General features: G+C 73.2%; 17 protein-coding genes. 7 read left to right on the forward strand and 10 right to left on the reverse strand.

Annotation, left to right across the window (positions count from 1 at the left end):
- Positions 1 to 8: 8 nt before the first annotated feature.
- From AB0I79_RS38475 to AB0I79_RS38495, 5 genes are read right to left on the reverse strand one after another with little or no spacing between them, the layout of a single operon-like run.
- On the reverse strand, positions 9 to 548 hold the full coding sequence (locus AB0I79_RS38475) for a TrmH family RNA methyltransferase (protein WP_357884344.1): 540 nt from the start codon (positions 546 to 548) through the stop codon (positions 9 to 11).
- Positions 545 to 1,135: a methyltransferase gene (locus AB0I79_RS38480; protein ID WP_357884346.1), complete on the reverse strand. Its 591-nt coding sequence runs from the start codon at positions 1,133 to 1,135 to the stop codon at positions 545 to 547. Before AB0I79_RS38480 ends, AB0I79_RS38475 begins: the two co-directional genes overlap by 4 nt.
- An 11-nt stretch (positions 1,136 to 1,146) precedes the next feature.
- Positions 1,147 to 2,094 carry a VWA domain-containing protein gene (locus AB0I79_RS38485; protein WP_357884348.1) on the reverse strand — a complete coding sequence of 316 codons (948 nt, stop codon included), beginning with the start codon at positions 2,092 to 2,094 and terminating at the stop codon, positions 1,147 to 1,149.
- Positions 2,091 to 3,032, reverse strand: a complete 942-nt coding sequence (locus AB0I79_RS38490; RefSeq protein WP_357884350.1) for a DUF58 domain-containing protein — start codon at positions 3,030 to 3,032, stop codon at positions 2,091 to 2,093. Before AB0I79_RS38490 ends, AB0I79_RS38485 begins: the two co-directional genes overlap by 4 nt.
- Positions 3,029 to 4,030, reverse strand: coding sequence for an AAA family ATPase (locus AB0I79_RS38495; protein WP_357884351.1), 1,002 nt, complete (start codon positions 4,028 to 4,030; stop codon positions 3,029 to 3,031). The genes AB0I79_RS38490 and AB0I79_RS38495 overlap by 4 nt, the downstream gene beginning before the upstream one ends.
- A gap of 55 nt (positions 4,031 to 4,085) precedes the next feature.
- Here AB0I79_RS38495 and AB0I79_RS38500 point away from each other — a divergent pair, with 55 nt between their 5' ends.
- Together AB0I79_RS38500 and AB0I79_RS38505 are read left to right on the forward strand one after the other, a co-directional pair.
- The gene (locus tag AB0I79_RS38500; RefSeq protein ID WP_357884353.1) at positions 4,086 to 4,859 is read left to right on the forward strand and encodes a hypothetical protein; all 774 of its coding nucleotides are present in this window, start codon (positions 4,086 to 4,088) and stop codon (positions 4,857 to 4,859) included.
- Between the two features lie 50 nt (positions 4,860 to 4,909).
- Complete coding sequence (locus AB0I79_RS38505; protein WP_357884355.1) at positions 4,910 to 5,779, forward strand: DUF2268 domain-containing putative Zn-dependent protease; 870 nt, start codon at positions 4,910 to 4,912, stop codon at positions 5,777 to 5,779.
- Between the two features lie 35 nt (positions 5,780 to 5,814).
- On the opposite strand, the gene AB0I79_RS38510 is transcribed toward AB0I79_RS38505, so the two are convergent.
- A complete protein-coding gene (locus AB0I79_RS38510; protein ID WP_357884357.1) occupies positions 5,815 to 6,462 on the reverse strand; it encodes a response regulator transcription factor in 648 nt (215 codons plus the stop codon).
- A complete protein-coding gene (locus tag AB0I79_RS38515; RefSeq protein ID WP_357884359.1) occupies positions 6,459 to 7,910 on the reverse strand; it encodes a histidine kinase in 1,452 nt (483 codons plus the stop codon). The genes AB0I79_RS38510 and AB0I79_RS38515 overlap by 4 nt, the downstream gene beginning before the upstream one ends.
- A gap of 144 nt (positions 7,911 to 8,054) precedes the next feature.
- Between AB0I79_RS38515 and AB0I79_RS38520 the strand changes: the two genes are divergently transcribed.
- A complete protein-coding gene (locus AB0I79_RS38520; protein WP_357884361.1) occupies positions 8,055 to 8,618 on the forward strand; it encodes an ATP-dependent Clp protease proteolytic subunit in 564 nt (187 codons plus the stop codon).
- A 1-nt stretch (position 8,619) separates the two neighbouring features.
- Positions 8,620 to 9,237: an ATP-dependent Clp protease proteolytic subunit gene (locus AB0I79_RS38525; protein ID WP_357884363.1), complete on the forward strand. Its 618-nt coding sequence runs from the start codon at positions 8,620 to 8,622 to the stop codon at positions 9,235 to 9,237.
- 511 nt (positions 9,238 to 9,748) lie between these two features.
- Here the strand turns inward: AB0I79_RS38525 and AB0I79_RS38530 are convergent.
- Positions 9,749 to 11,425: an NB-ARC domain-containing protein gene (locus AB0I79_RS38530; protein WP_357884365.1), complete on the reverse strand. Its 1,677-nt coding sequence runs from the start codon at positions 11,423 to 11,425 to the stop codon at positions 9,749 to 9,751.
- Between the two features lie 161 nt (positions 11,426 to 11,586).
- Between AB0I79_RS38530 and AB0I79_RS38535 the strand changes: the two genes are divergently transcribed.
- Genes AB0I79_RS38535 through AB0I79_RS38545 form a run of 3 tightly spaced genes read left to right on the forward strand, consistent with a single transcriptional unit; the run spans position 11,587 to position 18,382 of the window.
- Entirely contained in the window at positions 11,587 to 15,129 is a 3,543-nt protein-coding gene (locus AB0I79_RS38535; RefSeq protein WP_357884367.1) for an AAA family ATPase, read from the forward strand.
- Positions 15,120 to 15,809 carry a hypothetical protein gene (locus AB0I79_RS38540; RefSeq protein ID WP_357884369.1) on the forward strand — a complete coding sequence of 230 codons (690 nt, stop codon included), beginning with the start codon at positions 15,120 to 15,122 and terminating at the stop codon, positions 15,807 to 15,809. The genes AB0I79_RS38535 and AB0I79_RS38540 overlap by 10 nt, the downstream gene beginning before the upstream one ends.
- The gene (locus AB0I79_RS38545; protein ID WP_357884371.1) at positions 15,809 to 18,382 is read left to right on the forward strand and encodes an NACHT domain-containing protein; all 2,574 of its coding nucleotides are present in this window, start codon (positions 15,809 to 15,811) and stop codon (positions 18,380 to 18,382) included. The genes AB0I79_RS38540 and AB0I79_RS38545 overlap by 1 nt, the downstream gene beginning before the upstream one ends.
- 104 nt (positions 18,383 to 18,486) lie before the next feature.
- Here the strand turns inward: AB0I79_RS38545 and AB0I79_RS38550 are convergent, their stop codons facing one another.
- Positions 18,487 to 20,058, reverse strand: coding sequence for a pectate lyase (locus tag AB0I79_RS38550; protein WP_357884373.1), 1,572 nt, complete (start codon positions 20,056 to 20,058; stop codon positions 18,487 to 18,489).
- Between the two features lie 211 nt (positions 20,059 to 20,269).
- Positions 20,270 to 20,698 (reverse strand): hypothetical protein, encoded by a 429-nt coding sequence (locus AB0I79_RS38555; RefSeq protein WP_357884375.1) that lies wholly within the window; start codon positions 20,696 to 20,698, stop codon positions 20,270 to 20,272.
- Positions 20,699 to 20,722 lie beyond the last annotated feature (24 nt).

The following is a 20,722-nucleotide window of genomic DNA, read 5'->3' on the forward strand; positions in this document are numbered from 1 at the left end:
CGGTTCGGTTACGAATCAGGGAGATTCTGCCACTCCTGGCGGCGCGCCTCGGACAGCGCGATGGCCGCGGCCACCGCCACGTTGAACGAGCCGACCCGCCCCACCTGCGGGATGTAGCAGGCCCCGTCGACCGCGTCGAGCAGGGCGGGGGAGCAGCCGTGGTCCTCGCTGCCGACCACCAGGCACACGTCGCGGGCCAGGTCGGCCCTGTGCAGCGGCCTCGCCTCGGCGGTCAGCTCGATGGCCAGCACCGCGTAGCCGCTCTCCCTGGCCGCCTTGACCGCCTCGACGGCCGGCACCGCCTCGTGCCAGGTGACCAGGCGCTCGGTGCCCAGCGCGGTCTTGCCCGCCTTGGGGTTGGTGGGCGGGGTGGCGTTGCCGGCCAGCCAGATCTCGTCCACGCCGAACGCGGCGGCGCTGCGGAAGATCGAGCCGATGTTGAACGGGCCGGTGACCGACTCGATGATCAGGCCGAGACGTTTCTGAGTGTTCCTGCGCCAGGTGCGGTTGAGCCGCTTGACGTCGGTGGGGCGCAGCTGCCTTCTCATCGGGTCACCTTCAGGATGCGGTAGGCGGCCCGGCTGGCCTCGCGGGAGGCCTGCCAGCCCTGCTCGCCGAGCCAGCGCTGCAGGGAGTCCGAGCCGAGGTGTTTCTGGACGACCAGGTAGGCCACGCCGTCGGGCGTCAGCCGGGTGAGCCACCTGGTGAGCATCTCGTGCAACGCCTGCTTCCCAATTCGGATCGCAGGATTAGACCAGATGGCCCGAAATTTCACTTCATCTGGCACTTCATCGATATGTACTGACCTTACTTTGTCAAGGGCGGCGGCCCGGGCGTTCCGCTCGGTGAGCTCCAGGCTGCGCCGGTTGACATCGACGGCCCACACGGTCGCGGCCGGCGCCCGCCTGGCCATGGTCAGCGCGATCGGCCCGTAGCCGCAGCCCAGGTCGAGCAGGTCGCCCTCCTGCGGCGGCGGCGGGACGCTCTCCAGCAGCACGCGCGTGCCGACGTCCACCCGCTCGGGGGAGAACACGCCGCTGTCGGTCTCCAGCCGCAGGTGCAGATCGGGCAGGACGAGATCGACGGAGCCCGGCCTGCTCGCGGTGCTCGGCTGCTCGGAGAAATAGTGGGCCACGTCGCCAAACGTTACGGGATCCGCGAGCCGAACAGGACCGCGGCGCCCGCCACCAGCAGCCCGGCCAGGATGGCGGCCACGATGAACCACTGGGTGATCTCCTGGTTGACCAGCTTGTAGCCGAGCGAGGTGCCGATCTGCTCGTAGACCTCGCGCAGCTCGCTGCCGGACTCGGCGGCGTAGGCGCGGCCGCTGGTGCCGTCGGACAGCGACTGCAGGGTCTGCTTGTTGACCGGGACGTTCACGGGCCGCCCGTCGATGCTGACCGTGCCTTCCTGGGTGCCGTACGCGATGGTGGAGACCGGTACGCGGGCCTGCTGGGCGGCCTCGATGGCCTCGTTCACCGAGCGGCCGGAGGTGTTGTCGCCGTCGGAGAGCAGCACGATGGCGGCCGGGGGCGGGTCGGTGGCGGCCTGCTGGTCGAAGGAGCGCACCGACTCCAGGGCGTTGAAGACGGCCTCGCCGATGGCGGTGCCAGGGCGGGTGGTGAGGTTGCCGATGGCGGTGACGACGGCCTGGTGGTCGGTGGTGGGGGAGATGACGACGTTGGCCGAGCGGGCGAAGGAGACGACGCCGACGTTGAAGCGGTCGGGCAGCTCCCTGGCGAAGGCCTGGGCGGCGGCCTTGGCGGCGCTGATGCGGTTGGGCTGGACGTCGTCGGCGTCCATGGACAGGGAGACGTCCAGGGCGATCATGATGGTGGCGCGGTCGCGGGGCACGCGTACCTGGTCGGCGGGTTTGGCAGCGCCGATGACCAGGAGGGACATCATGACGAGGAAGAGCGCGGGGGCGACGTGGCGGCGCCAGCCGGGGCCGGCGGGGGCGACGAGGTTGAGCAGGGCCAGGTTGGTGAAGCGCACGGTGTAGCGGCGGCGGGCGAACATCGCCAGGATGTAGCCGGCCACGAGCAGCAGCACCAGCACGAACAGCCACAGCCAGCCGGGGGCGAGGAACGTCATGGGGTCGGCCTCCGGTGGGCGAGGTGGCTCATGCGGCGCTGGCGCAGGACGAACTGCGCGACGTCGAAGACCCAGTCGCGGTCGGTGCGCAGCACGAGGTGGGCGATGCCGGCGCGGCGCAGGGCCAGGCGGGTGCCCTCGCGCTGCAGGGCGGCGGCCTCCGCGTAGGCGCGCCGAATCTTGGGCGAAAGGTGCACTTCGCGTACGTTCCCGGTCTCGGGGTCGGCGAACGCGACGCGGCCCACGTCGGGGAGTTCGAGCTCGCGGGGGTCGATGACCTCGACGGCCAGCACCTGGTGGCGGGCCGCCAGCCGCCTGATGGGGCGCTCCCAGGGGCGTTCGGCGTCGGGGTCGAGGTCGGGGTGGGCGTCGAGGAAGTCGGAGACGACCAGCCGCATGCCGCGCCGCCTGCGGGTGGCCGCGAGGATGTCGATGCCCTCCGCGAGGTCGGGCGGGTCGGGCACGACGCTGCCGCGCGGGGCGTCCATGAGGGAGTGCAGCAGGCCGTAGAGGGCGGGGCGGCCGGTGCGGGCGGGCATGCGGTGCACGAACTCGTCGTGGATGACCAGCGCGCCGAACCGGTCGCCCATCCGGCTGGACAGGAACCCGATCGCGCCGACGGCGGCCACGACCAGGTCGCGCTTGTCGCTGTCGGCGGTGCCGAAGTCCATGCTGGGCGACAGGTCGGCCAGGGCCCAGGTCTCCAGCTCGCGGTCGGCGATGAGGTCGCGCACGTGCGGGATGGTCGTGCGGGCGGTGACGTTCCAGTCCATGCGGCGCACGTCGTCCTCGCCGGGCACGTAGACGCGGCTGTCGCCGGCCTCGCTGCCGGTGCCGGGCAGCAGTCCCCGGTGGGCGCCGTGCAGCAGGCCGTCGAGGCGGCGGGTGACGGTCAGCTCCAGGCGGCGCAGGGCCTGCTCTGCTGTGGTGGGGCTCAACGGTTCTGGTTCCAGACGACGAGGGGCGGGGGCACGGCTTGGAGGATCTGCTTGACGACGCTCTCGGGGTCGACGCCGTCGGCCAGGGCGTCGAAGGTGAGCATCAGGCGGTGGGCCATGACGTCCACGGCGACGTCGCGTACGTCGTCGGGCAGCAGGTAGTCGCGGCCGCGCAGCAGGGCCAGGGCCCGGCCCGCGGAGACGAGGCCGAGGGTGGCGCGGGGGCTGACGCCGATCTCGATGGTCTCGGTGAGGTCGGTCAGGCCGTACTCGGCGGGGGCGCGGGTGGACATGACGAGCCGTACGACGTAGTCGGCGACGAGCTGGTGCACCGAGACCTGTTCGGCCGCCTCCTGCAGGGCCAGCAGCTTGTCGGGGTCGAGCACCCGCTCGGGGACGGGCGGCTTGACGCTCATGCGGTGCAGGATCTCCAGCTCCTCGTGGGCGCTGGGGTGCGGCACGCGCACCCGGAACAGGAATCGGTCGCGCTGCACCTCGGGCAGGGGGTAGACGCCTTCGGACTCGATGGGGTTCTGGGTGGCCAGCACGATGAACGGCCTGGGCAGGGGGTGGGTGACGCCGGCGAGGGTGACCTGGCGCTCGGCCATCACCTCCAGCAGCGCGGACTGGACCTTGGCGGGGGCGCGGTTGATCTCGTCGGCCAGCAGGAAGTTGACGAAGACGGGGCCGAGCTCGACGTCGAACTTCTCGTTGGAGGGGTGGTAGACGCGGGTGCCGACGATGTCGCTCGGCACGAGGTCGGGGGTGAACTGGATCCGGGCGAACGTGCCGCCCACGACGGTGGCCAGGGTGGAGGCGGCGAGGGTCTTGGCGACGCCTGGAACCCCTTCGAGCAGGCAGTGCCCGCGCGCCAGCAGGGCCACGAGGAGCCTTTCGACCATGTGGTCCTGCCCGACGATGACACGCCGGACCTCGTCGAGACTCTGACGCAGCAGTGCCGCGTCGGTTCCGCCTGGCAACTCTTCGGCGACGCTCATGACGCCATTCCACCAAACGCGCCGCAAACGTGCACGACGCCACGTCTGTGCTTTCATGGCAAACGTGGCAAGTCCCCTGCAGTACGGTGATCCTCCCCGGCTGGGGCCCTACGTGGTGCAAGCGCGCCTGCACACGGCGCCGGCCGGGTTCGTGTACCTGGGCCAGGCGCCCGACGGGCGTGCCGTGTCGCTGGCGGTGCTCACCCGGGGCGCGGCCTACGACGCCGCGGCGCGGGACCGGTTCGTCACGGCGGTGCGGGAGGCGGGCGGCCGGGAGCGGGCCGGCAGGCGGGGGTGGCTGGGGCGTTCCGGGCGGCCCCGGGGTGCGGTGCTGGAGGGCATGCCCGAGGTGCTGGCCTTCGACGGGGGGCGGGCGCCGTGGGTGGCGGTGCCGTACGCGCCGGGGCGGCCGGGGGCCGAGCGGTTCCTGGAGCCCGTCATGGTGGGCGGGACGTTCATCGGGGAGGCGCACGGGCCGGACTTCGTGCCGTACTGGCTGACCGATCGGGCGCCGGCGCTGCCGGGGCCGACCCGGAAGCGGCTGCCGCCGACCGAGACGCGCAAGCGGGTGCTGCTGGCGGCGCTGGCGCTGGTGCTGCTGCTCGTGCTGGTGACGGCGATCCTGCTGTTGCTGCTGCTCGGGCGGCAGGACAGCGAGCAGCAGCCGCGGCAGTTGCCGCCGACGGTGTTCGTGCCGACGCCGCCGCCGACGCCGGAGACACCGGTGCCGCAGCCGTCGCCCTCGCAGTCGCCGTCGCCGTCGGAGAGCGGGCAGAGCACGCCGGGGCGCTCGCCCGGGGAGGATCCCGGCGACGAGTCGCCGCTGTGAGCCGTTAACCGCTTGAGCCTGACGTAGCGTGAGGCTTTAGCGTCCTCGGCATGGAATTCATCATTCACGACACCCTTGCCGAGATGGCCGATCTGCTTGAGGGGCCTCTGGAGAAGCGGCCCGACGCGCTGCGGGAGATGATGGCGCCGACGCGCGAGATCATCCCGATGCCGGGCGACATCGTCGACATCCACCACAGCGGCGGCGGCTTCCGCGTGGACGCCGAGGACCCGCGTTACCTGCCCGCCGTGCGCCGCATGATCGAGCAGGACGTGCTCGGGCAGGTGCGGCGCGAGCTGGAGCGGGCCTCGGAGCGGCTGGCCGAGGTGGGGGCCGCGCAGCCGGACCTGTTGAAGGTCATGTTCGCGATGGGCGATCCCGACAACGAGCACCTGATGACGACGGCCGGCGGCTACTACGGCATGGGGGGCGGCTCCGAGTGGCTGTACCTGCTGGCCTGGCCGACGGATGAGGTGATCGGGCGGATCGGGCACCTCGCGGTGCACGAGTTCCACCACAAGATCCGCTTCACCAACGTCGAGTGGAACCCGGTGACCGTGACCGTGGGCGAGCACGTGATCGCCGAAGGGCTGGCCGAGGCGTTCGTACGGGAGCTGTCCGGGCCGGAGGCCATGGGGCCGTGGTCGAAGATGGCGACCGGTGAGGCGTACGAGCGGGCCTACGCGGCGATCACGGCCGACTTCTGGCTGGAGGGGATGCAGCACACGTCCGCGTACGTGCTGGGGGACACCGCCATGAAGAGGTTCGGCCAGGAGCCGCGCGGCATTCCCGACATGGCGGGATACGCGGTGGGGCTGGACCTGGTCGACCGCGCCCTGGCCGGGGCGGGGCTGACCGCCGCCGAGGCGACCCTGCTGCCCGCCGCCGAGCTGCTGCGGAGAGGAGGCGTGCGCCTCTAGCCCGACAGGGGAGCTTCCAGCCTGCGGGGAAGCCTCTAGCCTGCGGGGGAGACGAAGCCGGACTCGTAGGCGGCGATCACGGCCTGGGTGCGGTCGCGCGCGCCCAGCTTGGCCAGCACGTTGCCCACGTGCGTCTTGACCGTCTCGGGGCTGACGACCAGCTCGGCGGCGATCTCGTGGTTGGACAGGCCCCTGGTCATCAGCCGCAGCACGTCGCCCTCGCGGCCGGTCAGCCGGTCGATGCCGGGCACGTGCGCGGGGGAGGGGCTCCGGCGGCCCGCCAGGGCGCGGATCGCGGCGGGGAACAGCAGCGACTCGCCCGTCGCGACCAGCCGGACGGCCTTCACCAGGTCGTCCGGCCTGGTGCGCTTGAGCAGGAAGCCGCTCGCGCCTGCCCGCAGGGCGTCGTAGACGTGGTCGTCGTTCTCGAACGTGGTCACCACCAGGACCTTGGGCGGGTCGTCCAGGGCGAGCAGGCGCTCGGTGGCGCGGATGCCGTCGAGGGCGGGCATGCGGACGTCCATGAGCACCACGTCGGGCCGCTCCCGGCGCACGACCGGCAGCACGGCGGCGCCGTCGGCCGCCTCGCCGACCACTTCCAGGTCGGGCTCGCTGTCGAGGATGATGCGCAGGCCGGTGCGGATGAGGTCCTCGTCGTCGGCGATCACGACCTTGAGTGTCATGGGGACGACCGTAGCGGCAGGCGGGCCGAGACCCGCCATCCGGTCTCGGTGGGACCGGCCTCCAGGTCGCCGCGCAGCAGCCGCACGCGCTCGTGCATCCCGGCCACACCCCTGCCGCCCGTGCGGGCGCGCTCGCGTCCGCGTGCTCGCGCCCCGCCGCCGTCTATCGTGCGGTCGCGGGTTCCGGCCGTACACCCGTTGGTGACCTCCAGGCGCAGGTCGTCCCCCTTGACGGCGGCGGTCAGGTGGACGGGGCCCTCGCCGTGCTTGATCGCGTTGGTGAGGGCCTCCTGCAGGAGGCGGTACGCCTCGCGGGAGACCAGGGCGGGCACCCCGGACAGGTCACCCACCTCCTGCCGTACCCGCGCGCCGGAGGTGGCGACCAGCTCACCGAGGTCGGCCAGCGTCGCCTGCGGGGCGAGGGCGGTGCGGTCGTCGTCATCGGGGAAGGCGTGGCCGTGACCGCTGCGCCCACCGCGGCCGCCGTCGCCACCGCCGTCGCCACCGTCACCGCCACTGCCGTCGCCACCGCCAGCGCGGCCACTGGCGCTGCTACTGGTGTCGCGACCCTGGCGGCCCTCGCGAAGATCGGAGCTCTCGCGGCCCTCGCGGTCGTCGTGACCATTGCGGTTGCCGCGGGTGTCGCGGTCGTCGCGCAGGATGCCCAGGACGTGGTCGAGGTCCTCCAGGGCGGTGCGGGCCGACTGCTCGATCGCGGCCAGTGCGGTCCTGGCCGTGGCGGGGTCGCGGTCGAGGACCCGGCCGGCCGCGGCGGCCTGCAGGGTGACGACGCTGAGCGCGTGGCCGACCGAGTCGTGCAGCTCGCGGGCCAGCCGGTTGCGTTCGGCCAGCGTACGGGCGTGCTCCTCGGCGGCGGCCAGCCGTTCGGCGGGGGTGGGGCCGAGCAGGACGGGAGCCAGCCGTGCCAGCAGCTCGCCCGCGCCGGCGGCCATGGCGACCAGCGCCGCCAGCAGCGCGAGCCCGGCCGCCGCCCACCCCACGGCGTTCCATCCGGGGGTGGCGAGGAAGCCGAGCACCGGGGTGGAATGCCCGATGAGCGGCAGCGCGAGCGTGAACAGCGTGAACGGCACGATCGCCAGCGTGCAGCCGCTGACGACGCCGCCGACGGCCAGGTGCAGCGTGAACCAGGCGGCCGTGCGCCGCCGCTCCTGCCAGGACCGCCCGGCCTGCCGCGGCGGCGTCTCCACCCGCGCTCCGAGCAGGCCCTGTGCCGCGTTCACCGACAGCCCGCGCACCGGCAGGAACAGCCCGGTCACGGCCACCACGGGCAGCACCGCGGCGAACACCCCGACTTGGGCGGGCAGCAGCAGGTTGGCCGACTCGCCGCGCACCAGCCCGGCGACCAGCACGCCGACCATCATGTACGGCATCAGCAGCGCCCCGCCCAGGACGAGGCACGCCCAGCGGCGGGGAAGGGTCCTTCTCACAGCCGTGATTGTATGTCGACAGAAATTCGCTGCCGGAGTAATGCGCTTCAAGAGAAATGCGCCGCCAGCGAAAACTTTCTTTGTTGCCGCGCGTCCCGGTCTAGCGTTTTCGCAGAAAGGCACGAATGGAAAGGAGCGCCCGTCATGACGGAGACCCAGCGCGCAGCCTGGCCTGACCAGCTCAGCCAGCGCCTGCTCAAGGAGCGGATCGTCGTTCTCGGCCAGGAGGTCGACGACGAGATTTGCAACCGGCTCTGCGGGGAGCTGCTTTTGCTGGCGGCCGAGGATCCGCGGCGCGACATAACGCTTTACATCAATTCACCGGGCGGTTCCGTGCAGGCCGGGATGGCGCTCTACGACATGATGCAGTTCATTCCGTGCGACGTGCAGACGGTGGCGATGGGCTTCGCCGCGTCGATGGGCCAGGTGCTGCTGACGGCCGGGACGAAGGGCAAGCGTTACGCCCTGCCCAACGCCCGCGTCGTGATGCACCAGCCACTGGGCGGCATCGGAGGCTCGGCCACCGACATCCAGATCCAGGCAGAGAACATGCTCTACACCAAGCGGCGGATGGCCGAGATCATCGCCCACCACACGGGCCAGCCGCTGGAGCGCATCCAGGCCGACTCCGACCGCGACCGCTGGTTCACGGCGCAGGAGGCCCTCGAGTACGGGATCGTCGACCACATCGCAGAGGGGATGAACTGACATGAGCGGCCGTTACGTGCTGCCTTCCTTCACCGAACGCACCTCGTACGGCGTGAGGGAGATGAACCCCTACAACAAGCTGTTCGAGGACCGCGTGGTGTTCCTGGCGGTGCCGATCGACGACACCGTCGCCAACGACGTGATGGCGCAGCTCCTGACGCTGGAGTCGCTCGATACCGAACAGGACATCAACCTCTACATCAACTCGCCGGGCGGGTCGTTCACCGCGATGACAGCCATCTACGACACGATGCAGTTCGTCCGCCCGGAGATCCACACGGTCTGCATCGGTGAGGCGGCCTCGGCGGCGGCGGTCCTGCTGGCGGCCGGCGCGCCCGGCAAGCGCGCCGCCCTGCCGCACGCGCGGGTGCTCCTGCACCAGCCGCACACCGAGGGCGGGCGCGGCCAGGGCAGCGACCTGGAGATCCACGCGAGGGAGATCCTGCGGATGCGCGACCAGCAGGAGGAGATCCTGTCCCGGCACACCGGCAGGGGACTGCTGGAGATCAGGAAGGACATCGAGCGGGATCGCATCCTCACGGCCGAGCAGGCGCGAACCTACCGGCTGATCGACGACATCTACGCCTCCAGGAAGCGGACGCCGGTACCGGCCCGCTGACGGGCCAAGGCCGGCTGGCCGGCGCGAGCGGGCCCACGCGCCCCGCCGCGCCGCCCCGCGCCCCGCCCCGCGCCCCGTCCCGCGCCCTGCGCCGCCCCGCGCCCCGTGCCCCGCGCCCTGCGCCCTGCGCCGTGCCGCTCCGCGCTCCGTGCCTCCGTGCCCCGCGCCCTGCGCCGTGCCGCTCCGCGCTCCGTGCCCCCGCGCCCTGCGCCCCCGCGCCCTGCGCCGTCCCGCCGTGCCGCCCCGCCTCGTGCGGCCTCGTGCCGCGCTGCCCGTCGTGCCGCGCTGCGCCGGCCGCCGTGCAGCTCTGCCTGTCGCGCCGTCCTGACTACCGTGCCGCTCTGGCCACCGCGCGGCTGCCCCTGTCGCGCCGCTCTCTCTGCCGTGCAGCTCTGCTCGGCGAGCCGGACGGATCGTTCACGCCGAGCTCCGGACCGTTCCAGGCCGCGTCCGGCGTGGCTCGGGCTGGAGCCCGGTGGACACGGCGTTGTGAGTGCGGTCCGGCGGCGGGTCAGTCGCCGGAGCACGGTCGCGTCCGGGCGGCGTGATCGCGGACCAGGTCGTTGAGCTGGTAGCGGCCGGGCGAGGCCTCCCGCAGGAGGTGCACGTCCAGCAGCCGCTCCAGCAGCCGTTCCGCCTCGGCCGCGGTCGTCTCCAGCAGGGCGGCGGCTGTGCCGGCGCCGAAGCCCGCGCCCTTTCCGGCGTCCGTGCCGGCGCCGGCATCCGTGCCGTTTCCGGCGTCCGTGCCGGAGATGGCGTTTGTGCCGGTGCCGGGGTTCGTGTCGCTTCCCGCGTCCGTGCCGGAGATGGCGTCCGTGCCGTTTCTGGGGTCCGTGCCGGCGTGCGACCCGAGCAGCCGGTATGCGCGCCGCTGGTCGGGAGGGAGCCTGTCGTAGGACACGTCCAGGGCCGCGGCGACGTCGTGCCGTCCCGCCCGCAGCTCGGTCAGCCGGTCACCGGCGAGCCGGTCGAGCAGGTGCCGCACGCTCCACGTGGGATGCGCCCGGAGCCGGTCGGCGGCGATGCGGACGGCCAGCGGGAGCAGCCCGCAGCGCGCGACGACCACGTGCAGGTCGTCGCGGGGCACGCCCGCGACCCGCGCCGGCCCGGCCACCGCGACGAACAGCGCGACCGCCTCCGCCGGGGACAGGACGTCCAGTGACAGGGCGTCCCCCAGCCCGCTCAGGCGCCGGCGGCCGGTGACGATCACGCGGCAGCCCGCGCCGGCGGGCAGCAGCGGATAAATCTGGTGCTCGTCGGCGGCGTCGTCGAGCACGACCAGGACCCTGCGATCCGCCAGCACGCTGCGGTACAGCGCGGCGCGGTCGTCGAGGTGCTCGGGGATGTCCTCGCCCGGCACGCCGAGCGCGCGAAGCATGCGGGCCAGCGCCTCGCCGGGCTCGACCGGGGCCGCGTCGCGGGCGTGCCCGTGCAGGTCCACGAAGAGCTGCCCGTCGGGGAAGCCGGACGCGAGCCGGTGGGCGGCATGCACCGCCAGCGCCGTCTTGCCCGTTCCCGCCATGCCGTCGAGGGAGACGACCGGCACCGTGCCCGCGCGCCGGCCGCCCTCCAGAAGCGCGAGCTCGCGCCCCCGGCTCTCCAAGGCCACGGCCTCGCGCCCTCGGCCCTCGAAGGCCCCGGCTTTGCGCCCCCGGCTCTCCAAGGCCGCCGCCTCGCGCCCCCGGCTCTCCAGGGCCGTGAGCTCGCGCCTCCGGCCCTCGAAGGCCGCCGCCTCGCGCCCCCAGCCCTCCAGGGCCGCGAGCTCGGGTCCCGAGCCGGTCAGGGTCGCGAGCTCGCGTTCCCGGCCGATCAGCGCCGCGATGTCGGCGGGCAACTGCCGGGGGACGATCGCCGCCGCGGCCGGCGGGCCGTTCCCGGCGGGCTCGTCGCGCTCGGCGTCCGGCGAGCCCCGGGTGACGGCCGACAGCAGCGCCCGCTCCGCCCCGTCCAGCTCCAGCGCCTGCGCCAGCAGCAGCACGGATCTGCTGCGCGGCTGCCACAGTTCGCCGTTCTCCAGCCGGCGCACGGTCCTGACATTGAGCCCCGCCTGCTCGGCGAGTTGCTCCTGGGTCATCAACGCCCGCTTGCGCCATCCCCGCAGCAGCCTTCCCGCGGAATGCCCGCCGCCGGGTTCCCGCGCGACGTCGGGCAGAGGCCATCGTGCCGAGTACAAGGTGTCTCCCGCCATCCCCCATGGAGGGCCTCGGCAAAAGCCGGGCCTCTCGATCAACTGGCAGCGCGTCCATCAGAACCGCGTTCGAGCCGTTCAAGCCACTGATGGGACGACATTGGACGAAATCGGACGACAGCGTTTGATGCCCGTGGCCGCGGTTTGTCAGAATGACCGCCATGGGCGAGCGGGTTGATCATCGCAACGAGGTCTGCCCCTACCAGGGTCTTGCCCCGTTCGAGGCGGGCGAGGCCGAGTTGTTCTTCGGCCGCAGGCGAGCCACCCGCGATCTCCTGCGACGCCTGGGGCGGAGGCTGACCGGCCGCGGCTCCATCCTGCTGGTCTCGGGCGCCTCGGGTGTCGGCAAGTCGTCGCTGTTACGGGCGGGCCTGATCCCGGCGGTGACGAAGGGCGAGCTGCCGGTCGCCGGGGTGGGGCAGTGGCGGTGCCTGCTCACCACGCCCACCGCGGCCCCGTTGCGCGCGCTCGCCGAAGCCTGGGCCAGGACGTTCGGCGGGGACGCGGGAACGGTGGCCGAGCGGCTGCGCCACGAGCCCCTCCGGCTCCTGCCCGAAGGGGACGGCCGCCTCCTGCTGGTGGTCGACCAGTTCGAGGAGCTGTTCACCCTCGTGACGGACGAGCACGAGCGCCAGGCGTTCGTGGCGGTCCTGCAGGCCCTGGCCGGCGCCCCGCACGGAGCCGGAGTGATCATAGGGGTGCGCGCGGACCACTGGGACCGCTGCGCCGCCTACCCGCAGTTCGCCGAGGCCATCCAGGACGGCCAGGTCATCGTCGAGCCGATGACGGAGGCGGACCTGCGGCTGGCCATCACCGGCCCCGCGGCCACCGCCGGCCTCGACCTCGAGCCCGGCCTGGTGGAGACCATCCTGGCCGAGCTGCGGGCCGGCCTGGCCGCGGGCGACCGTCCCCTGCCCGGCGCGCTGCCCCTGCTGTCCCAGGCACTGCGCAACACCTGGGAACGGCGGACGAACGGCACCCTGACCCTGCACGGGTACGAGGAGTCCGGCCGGGTCCGCGACTCCGTGCGCCGCACCGCCGACGAGGTGCTCGGGCGGCTGCCGCCGGAGGATCGCAAGGCCGCGCTGCGGATCTTCCGCCGGCTGACCCTGATCACGGCGGGCGGCCAGGTGGCGCGGCGCAGCGCGCGGCTGGCCGAGCTGCACGCCGCCGCCGCCTCGCACACGGCGCAGCGGCGGGAGCAGGTCGGGGCGCTGCTGTCAGCGTTCGCCGACCGGCGCCTGCTCACCTTGCACGAGGACACCGTCGAGATCTCCCACGACGCCCTCCTGACCGCCTGGCCCACCCTGCGGCAGTGGCTCGAACCCGACCTCGCCGCGCAGGGCGTCTACGACCGGCTGCTGGAGGCCGCCGCCCTGTGGGCCGGCAACCACCGCGATCCCGCGTTCCTCTACCGGGGCGCCCGGCTGCTGGCCGTGCAGGACAGCCGGCCCCGCTGGGATCGCGACCCCGACAGCTACCCGCCGCCTGGCCCCGTCGTGGAGGGCTTCGTCGCGGCGTCCACGCGGGAGGAGCAGCGGGCGAGCCGCCGCCGCCGGCTCGCCGTGGCCGCTCTCGCCGTGCTGTCGGTGCTCGCCCTCATCGCCGCCGCCACCGCCGTCACCGCGGCGGGCGAGGCCGACCGGCAGCGCAGGGTGGCGCTCTCCCGCCAGCTCGCCGCGCAGAGCGAGGTCACCGGCGACGTCGCCCTGTCCTCGCTGCTGGCCGTGGCGGCGTGGGACATCGCCCAGACCGACGAGGCCCGCAACCGCCTGCTGTCCGCGGCGATCGGCACCGGCAGGGGAAAGCTCACCGGGCACACGAAAGGCATCACGTCCCTGGCGTTCAGCGCCAGCGGCTCGATCGTCGCGACGGGCAGCGACGACGGCACCGCGCGGCTCTGGGACACCGCGACGCGGCGGCAGCTCGGCGCCCCGATCACCCGCGCGAGGTTCGACTGCTCCGGCGTCGAGCTGGCCCTGAGCCCCGACGGCCGGACGCTGGCCACCGCGTGCATCTCCACCGTCCGGTTCTACGACGTGGCCACCCGCCGCGAGCTGGGCCCGCCGCTGAAGCACGACGACGTCGTGTCGGCGCTCGCGTACAGCCCGGACGGCAAGACCCTCGTGACCGGTGACTTCACCGGCGTCGTGCGGCAGTGGGACGCGGCCACGCACCGCCCGCGCGGCCCTGACCTCGGCCGCCCCGACCACGGGCGGGAGCGGGCGAACATCGTGCGCAGGGTGGCGTTCACCAGGGACGGCGCACGCCTGGCCGTCGCGGCCGGCAAGGCCGTACGGCTCTGGGACACCGCCACGTCCCGGCCGCTGGGCGGCCCGATCGCCAGGCAGCGCGAGCCCATCCTCGACCTCGGGTTCAGCCCGGACGCGAAGACGCTCGCGACCGTGAGCTACGACAACGCCGCCCGGCTGTGGAACGTGGCGTCGGGCGAGCAGACAGCCGTGATCATGGATCGCACCGCCGGCTTCGACTCGATCGCCTTCAGCCCCGACGGCACCCGCATCGCCACCGGCGGGCGCACGGGCCGGACCGTGCTGTGGGACACGGCCAGCCGGCAGCGACTGGTCGCGCTGCAGGACAACAACATGAGCGTCGAGCGGGTGGCCTTCAGCCCGGACGGGAAGCTGCTGGCCGCCGCGAGCGGCGACGGCCTGGTGCGGCTCGCGGACCCGCAGGTCCACCTGCAGATCGGCAGGCCGATACCCGCGGGGGGAGCCGTCGCGCTGAGCCCCGACGGACGCACCGTGGCCACCGGTGACTCCGGCATCAAGAGCCCCGACGTCCACTTGTGGGACGCCGCCACCCAGCGCCCCCTCGGCCCCCCGTTGCGTTCCCGAGGCGCCCGCGGCTCCGTGACCGAGATCGCTTTCAGCCCCGACGGGCGCACGCTCCTGACGTCCGCCATGGACGGCCTGCGGCTGTGGGACCTCGCGGGCCGCCGCCTGATCGTCCATGACGCCACGTTCGACGGCCTGGCCGAGTTCAGCCCCGACGGCAGGTTCGCCGCCGTCCAGCACGAGAGCGCCATCGCGATCTGGGACGTCGCGAGCCGCCGCGAGCTCGGGCCGCGCATCCGCGTCCCCGACCACACCGACGTGATCACGGGGATGGCCATCAGCCCCGACGGCAGGACCCTGGCCAGCGCCGGCTTCGACTCGCGGGTGCGGCTCTTCGACGTGGCCACCCGCCGCCAGCTCGAGGGCACGCCCCCCGCGGTCGCCGGCGGGCTGGTCAACGACCTGGCCTTCAGCCCCGACGGCCGGACTCTGGCGTTCACGGCGGCCGACGACGCCGTGCGGCTGTGGGACCTCCAGCTCCGCCGCACGACCGGCGTCGCGCTGATCCCCGAGGACGACCCGCCCAACACGCTCGCGTTCAGCCCGGACGGCGAGGCCCTGGCCACCGGCCTCCGGAGCGGCGCCGTGCTGCTGTGGGACCTGCGGACCCACCGGCCGCTCGGCAACCCGATGACCGGCCACACCAGGGGCGTGGTCGCGCTCGACTACGCCCCCGGCGGGACGGCCGTGGCCAGCGTGGCCGGTGACGGCACCGCGCGGCTGTGGCACACCGGAACGCCCGCCGACCTGGTGGCCGCGGCCTGCGCCAACGCGGGCCGCGCCCTGGGCCGCGGGGAATGGAAGACTCTCATCTCGCAGGAGGAGTACCGCCCGACGTGTTCGTGATCCTCGATCGCACCAGGGAGAAGGCCGGCATGTTCCTGCGAGGGCTGCGGCGGCGGACGGGCAGACCGGTTCCCGAGCTGGTCGGGCTGTTCCGGTCGATCATCGACGGTGGCCGCGACTTCCATCCGATCGCCTCGGACTTCCTGCAACACTTCATGGACGGCGCGGGCGCGTCGAGGGCGATGTCACCGCGCTGGCTGCGCTCGTTCAAGGTGATCAAGAAGGCCGAGCGCAAGAACCAGCGCCGGTTCGAACGCCAGCTCCTCCGGCAGGCCGGGCTGCTGGACGAGCACGCCTCGGCCTGGCTGCACGACCACTGGGACGCGCGGATCAACGCCTTCATCGGCACCGAGCTGTTCTACGTGAGCAGGATGAGCCTGCTGCGCTCGCAGGGCTCGTTCGTCCTGACCAGGCAAGGGCAGGAGGTGCGGGTGTCGGGCACGGTGCGCCACCGCTGGTTCGACCCCTACGACTGGGACCGGGGGCGCTGGGTCTACATCCCCCGGCACGGGTTCGTGCCCATCGCGGTGGGCCGGGAGCTGGTGGAGGCCGACGAGGCGCGCAACTTCCTGATGGAGTCGCGCCACGTCCAGACGCTGGAAGGGGTGTGCGTGCCGGGGCGGTGGCCCCGGCGCGGCCGGGCGAGGTTCGCGTGGGCGCTGGTGAGGGCGGAGGGCTGATGAGCGCGGATCGTCCCCGTCCGCCCGATCCGGCGCGGGCCGCCAGCGTGGCGGAGTTCGTCGGGGCGCTGGCCCGGCTCAGGCAGTGGGCGGGCGAGCCGTCGCTGAGCAGGCTGCGCTCGCTCGGCGGCCGCACGGCGGCCTCGGACGGCGCCATGGTGGACGCGCTGCCGAAGAGCACGACCTCGCACGTGCTGCGGCAGAGTGACCGGCTGCCGCGGTGGGAGTTCGTCCGGGCGTTCGTCACCGCCTGCTTCCGGTCCTGCGACTATCCGGACGAGCTGATCGCCGGGGAGCTCGAACGCTGGCGGGCGGCCAGAGCGGCGCTGACCGAACCGGCCGCCCCGTCGCCGCCTCCGCCCGTCGTCGAGGAGGAGGCCGCCCCTCCACCGTCGCCACCACCCGCCGCCGGGGAGACCGTCGAGGTGGCGCCCCGGGCGGGGAGCAGGGACCGAGCGGTCGAGCTGCTGGTCCGGCGCGTGCTCCGCGAGGAGGACCGGGCACGCAAGGGGCTGCTCGGCGGCTACGACATCGCGCCCGTCTCCTTCGGCCCGCACACGCGCCCCGACACCGGCTCGCGCCACAACCATGCCCACAACCATGCCCACAGCGATGCTTCCGGTGAGGGGCCGGACGACCTGCACACGATCGGCCGCTTCTTCACCGCCCTGCACCCCCAGCGCCTGCTGGTCGTGGGCGAGTCGGGAGCGGGCAAGACGGTGCTCGCCATCGAGCTGGTGCTGCAACTGCTGGAGTCCGTGGTGACCACCGGCGACCCCCCGGGCACGGTCCCGGTCCGCCTGAACGCGGCCCGCTGGACCCTGGGCAGGCCGTTCGAGACCTGGCTGGCCGAGCAACTCGTGCAGGACTTCGGGCTCGCGACCGGCGACGCGCACCGGCTGGTGCGGGACCGCAGGGTGCTGCCGGTGGTGGACGGCCTGGACGAGCTGGACCCCGACCCGCCGACCGGAACGCCCCGCCGGGCGATGGGCCTGCTGGCCGAGCTCAACCGCTACAGCGACCTGTCCGGACGGCGCCCCGGCGCGGTGGTCGTGACCTGCCGCGCCGACCGCCACGCCGAACTGCGCGCCGCCGGGGTGTGGCTGGACAACGCGGTCCTGATCCGGCTCCACGACCTCGGCGTCGAGCAGATCGCCGTGTACCTGGCGGCCCGCTGGCCGGACGGCCATCCCTGCGCCCGCCATCGCGACGGCATCCAGGCGGCCCTGTCAGGGCCGGCGGCCGGGGCCGTCCACGCCGCTCTCGCCACACCGTGGCGGCTCCTGCTGACCGTCACCGCCGTGGAGTCCGGCGCCGACCCGCACGAACTGCTGCGCGCCGACCCGCACGCCGGCCCCCGTGAGGGCGCGGAGGTGATCGCCCGGCGGCTGCTGGCGGCCTACGTCCCGGCCGCGACCCGCCTCACGCCCAGGACCGCGCACGGCACCGCGTACCAGCCGGACCAGGTGCGATCATGGCTGGTGAACCTGGCGGCCCACCTGCGGTGGCAGGCCGCCCGCACCGCCGGGGCGGATCGGCCGCCACCCGGCCTGACGGCGATCGACCTCGTCCCCCACCTGCTGTGGCCGATCGGCGGCTGGCGGCTGGTCCGGGCGCTGCACTGCCTGTGCGCCGTGGTCCTCGCGATCATCGCCATGCTCGCCTTCTGGACGGGCTCCGCGGCCGGCGACCTGGGCACGGGCGCGGAGCAGGCACTCACGCTGGCGCTCATGACGTCGTGGGTGGGCATCGTGACCGGCCTGTCGCTGTCGTCGTGGCCGGCCGCGGCGGGCGGGCGGAGCGACGTCCCCCGGCGGCGGCGCGTGACCGGCGCCCTGCTCGGCGCCCTGGCGGGCCTGCCCGTCGGCGTGCTCGGCGGCCTGGCCGGGCTCCTCCTGACCGGCGGGAAGATCTTCGGTCCCGCCTTCGCCGTCGTCGCGGGCGGCACCGGAGGGCTGACGCTCGGCACGGTCATCGGGCTGACCGCCGCCGGCCGGCGCGGGGCCGAGCGGATGACCGTCTCCGAGGCGATCCGCGCCGAGCCCGTCACGCTGGCGGGTTTCGGGCTGTGCGGCGCGCTCACCGGGCTGGCGCCGCTGCGGCTGGCCCAGGCGGGCCCCGTGGCGCTGGTCATGGGCGTGAGCGGCGCCTTCGTCCTGGCGTTCGCGCTCGGGGTCGTTTTCAAGATCACCACCGGGGGGTGGAGCATGGACGCCGAGCTCGCCCATCCGCGCGAGGCCCTGCACCGCAACCCGACGATCGGGCTGGCCTTCGGCCTCACCGGCGGTGTGGCGGCCTTCCTGGTGTTCCTGATGAGCCAGGGTCTCGTCGAGTCGCTGGTGTGCGCGCTCATCGGCGGCGTCACCTTCGGCCTGGCCTTCGGCGCCGTCGCCTGGACCCGCACCATGATCGGCCTGATCGTGGCGGCCACGCGCGGGCTGCTCCCGCTGCGGCTGTGGAGCTTTCTCGACTGGGCGTGCGAGGCCCGGCTGCTGCGGGTCAGCGGCGCCACGTACCAGTTCCGCCACCGTGAGCTCCAGGACTTCCTGACCTCCTCCGGGAGCGACGCGTGACGGCGGCCCGCGGAGACCTCCTGCGCCGGAGGCCGCCCGGCCTGCGTCTGAGCGAGGAGCCGGGGCGGGGGTCGTCGGCGTGACGACCCCCGCCCCGGTGCCCGCTATCCGGCGTAGGTCTCGAACTCGGCGACCCTCGGCGTGCCCGCCGAGCCGGTGATCCTGAAAGTGATCTTGCTGAGCGAGGCCGGGGTGAAGGTGATGGCGCCCGCCCCGCTGCCCGACTTCAGCACGGCACCGGTGCCGGCGTTGAGGAGCTGCCAGGCGCCGATGCCGCCCTCGGAGCCCGCCGCCTCGCGGATGACGACCCTGGAGACCGTCGTGGCGGAGCCCCACTTGATCGAGATGTCACCGGTCGAGCCCGACGGTGACCAGTAGGTGCTCAGGTTGCCGTCCCGCACGTTGCCGTAGCTCGTCCCGTCGGCCTTGCTGGAGCCGTCGGAGCCGGCTCCGATGCTGAGGTTGGGCCCGCCGGGCGTGGGGGTGACGGTCGGCGTCACCGTCGGCGTCACGGTCGGCGTGACCGTGGGCGTGACTGTGGGGGTGGCCGTCGGCGTCTGCGGCGTGCAGTTGCCGTTCGACTCCTGCAGCCCCTTGTTGGCGCCGGCCGTCTGGCGGACGATGGCCGGCACGCAGCTCGCCCCGTCGAGGGTGTAGGAGTAGGGGACGCTGACGGAGGTGTTGGACTGCGGGTCGGGGCCGGCGGGGTTGTTGTCGCTGCCCGGGGCGGACCAGGTCACGTTGTCGAAGATGTTGCCGGCGACCTGCCAGTAGCCGGCCTCGCTGGTGTAGAAGGTGCCCAGGACGTCCTTGGAGTCCTTGAAGTAGTTGTTCTCCACCTTGGCGCGGCCCCCGGCCCGGGAGTTGATGCCCGATTCGTGGAGGCTCACGTAGGAGTTGTTGTAGATGTGCGCGATGCCGCCGCGCAGCAGGGGCGTGCGGGAGTCGATGTTCTCGTACAGGTTGTGGTGGAAGGTGACGTAACCGTTGGAGCGGTCGCTCTCGCTGGACCCGATGAGCCCGCCCCGGCCGGAGTTGCGCAGGATGCTGTAGGACAGGGTCACGTACTGGGTGTCGTCCTTCATGTCGAAGAGGCCGTCGAAGCCCTCCGACTCCCCGCCCGAGGCCTCCAGGGTGACGTGGTCGACCCACACGTTGCGCACGCCGCTCTCCATGCCGATGGCGTCGCCGCCGTTGGACGTGGGCGAGCCCGACTTCTTGACGTTGCGGACGGTCACGTTGCGGATGATGATGTTGCTGGCCTCGCGGATGTGGATGCCCAGCTGGTCGAAGACGGCCCCGCTGCCGACCCCGATGATCGTGACGTTGCTGATCTGCTTGAGCTCGATCACGCCGGCTGCGGTGTTGCAGCTCTCACCTGACACCTTGGTGGTGTTGCCGTGGTTGATGGTCCCCTCGACCTCGATGGTGATCGGTGTGCTGCTGCTGGCCCGGCCGCACAGGGCCGCGTGGATCGCGGTCCCCGTGGTGGCCCGCACCGTCTGCCCGCCCGCACCGCCGGTCGTCCCGCCGTTGGCGGTCGCGTAGCCGGTGGCGCCGCCGGCCGCCGCCGACGCCTGCGTCAGCGGCAAGGCCACGGCGACCGCGCCGACCGCGGCCGCGGTCGCCACCGCCGCCAGCACCGCGTGGAGTCGCGACGCGACTGCTCGTCTCATCCCTGGTTCACCTGCTCCTTCGAACAACGATGGCGTTCTGCTCCGCACGGCCGCGTCACCACGACCCTCCTGCGCTCCGGATCTTTCTCGGCGTACGCGAGCGGGCACATCCGTGCGGGCGGACAGCGTCACCGTAGGAAAGCGCTTTCCGTGTGTCAACGAACCATGAAACTTTCATTTCGTCGCTCGGCGGGGGCCGGCGCCGGCGGGTTCACCTCGCTTTCAGCGGCTCGCCGAAGGACTTGCGGAGCGAGGAGGGGGCGGCCAGGGGAAGGAGGGCGGCGAGGATCTTGCCCTTGAGCGTGCGGGGCTGCCGGGTGAGCTCGACGGTGACCCGCGTGCCGTCGCCTTCGGGGGTGAGCCGGATGTCCCAGCCGCCGCCCGGGCCGAAGAGCTTGGAGTCGAGGGTGGTGATGAGCACCCGCCCCTTCTCCGCGTCCCACTCGTAGCGGGCGCGTTCCCAGGCGGCGGCGGTTCCTTCGGTCACCTCGGCCCAGGTGTCGCCGAGCTGGTGGACGGTGAAGTGCTCGGCGTCGATGCTGGGCCAGCTCCGCGCGCGTGCGGGGCCGAAGTCGGTCAGCACCCGCATGGCCGCCGCGGGGGTGAGGGAGGAGAGCAGGTCGAAGCGCACGACGGTCATGGGAGTTCCTTCAAGGAGTCACCG

The organism is Nonomuraea sp. NPDC050202 (genome assembly GCF_040656115.1).
Classification (GTDB): domain Bacteria; phylum Actinomycetota; class Actinomycetes; order Streptosporangiales; family Streptosporangiaceae; genus Nonomuraea.

Excerpts from the sequence above, each read along its gene's own strand:
- AB0I79_RS38520 (WP_357884361.1), top strand. The coding sequence starts at position 8,055 with ATGACGGAGACCCAGCGCGCAGCCTGGCCTGACCAGCTCAGCCAGCGC.
- AB0I79_RS38495 (WP_357884351.1), bottom strand. The coding sequence starts at position 4,030 with ATGAGCGTCGCCGAAGAGTTGCCAGGCGGAACCGACGCGGCACTGCTG.
- AB0I79_RS38500 (WP_357884353.1), top strand. The coding sequence starts at position 4,086 with ATGGCAAACGTGGCAAGTCCCCTGCAGTACGGTGATCCTCCCCGGCTG.
- AB0I79_RS38545 (WP_357884371.1), top strand. The coding sequence starts at position 15,809 with ATGAGCGCGGATCGTCCCCGTCCGCCCGATCCGGCGCGGGCCGCCAGC.
- AB0I79_RS38485 (WP_357884348.1), bottom strand. The coding sequence starts at position 2,094 with ATGACGTTCCTCGCCCCCGGCTGGCTGTGGCTGTTCGTGCTGGTGCTG.
- AB0I79_RS38530 (WP_357884365.1), bottom strand. The coding sequence starts at position 11,425 with ATGGCGGGAGACACCTTGTACTCGGCACGATGGCCTCTGCCCGACGTC.
- AB0I79_RS38475 (WP_357884344.1), bottom strand. The coding sequence starts at position 548 with ATGAGAAGGCAGCTGCGCCCCACCGACGTCAAGCGGCTCAACCGCACC.
- AB0I79_RS38535 (WP_357884367.1), top strand. The coding sequence starts at position 11,587 with ATGGGCGAGCGGGTTGATCATCGCAACGAGGTCTGCCCCTACCAGGGT.
- AB0I79_RS38525 (WP_357884363.1), top strand. The coding sequence starts at position 8,620 with ATGAGCGGCCGTTACGTGCTGCCTTCCTTCACCGAACGCACCTCGTAC.
- AB0I79_RS38505 (WP_357884355.1), top strand. The coding sequence starts at position 4,910 with ATGGAATTCATCATTCACGACACCCTTGCCGAGATGGCCGATCTGCTT.
- AB0I79_RS38550 (WP_357884373.1), bottom strand. The coding sequence starts at position 20,058 with ATGAGACGAGCAGTCGCGTCGCGACTCCACGCGGTGCTGGCGGCGGTG.
- AB0I79_RS38555 (WP_357884375.1), bottom strand. The coding sequence starts at position 20,698 with ATGACCGTCGTGCGCTTCGACCTGCTCTCCTCCCTCACCCCCGCGGCG.
- AB0I79_RS38510 (WP_357884357.1), bottom strand. The coding sequence starts at position 6,462 with ATGACACTCAAGGTCGTGATCGCCGACGACGAGGACCTCATCCGCACC.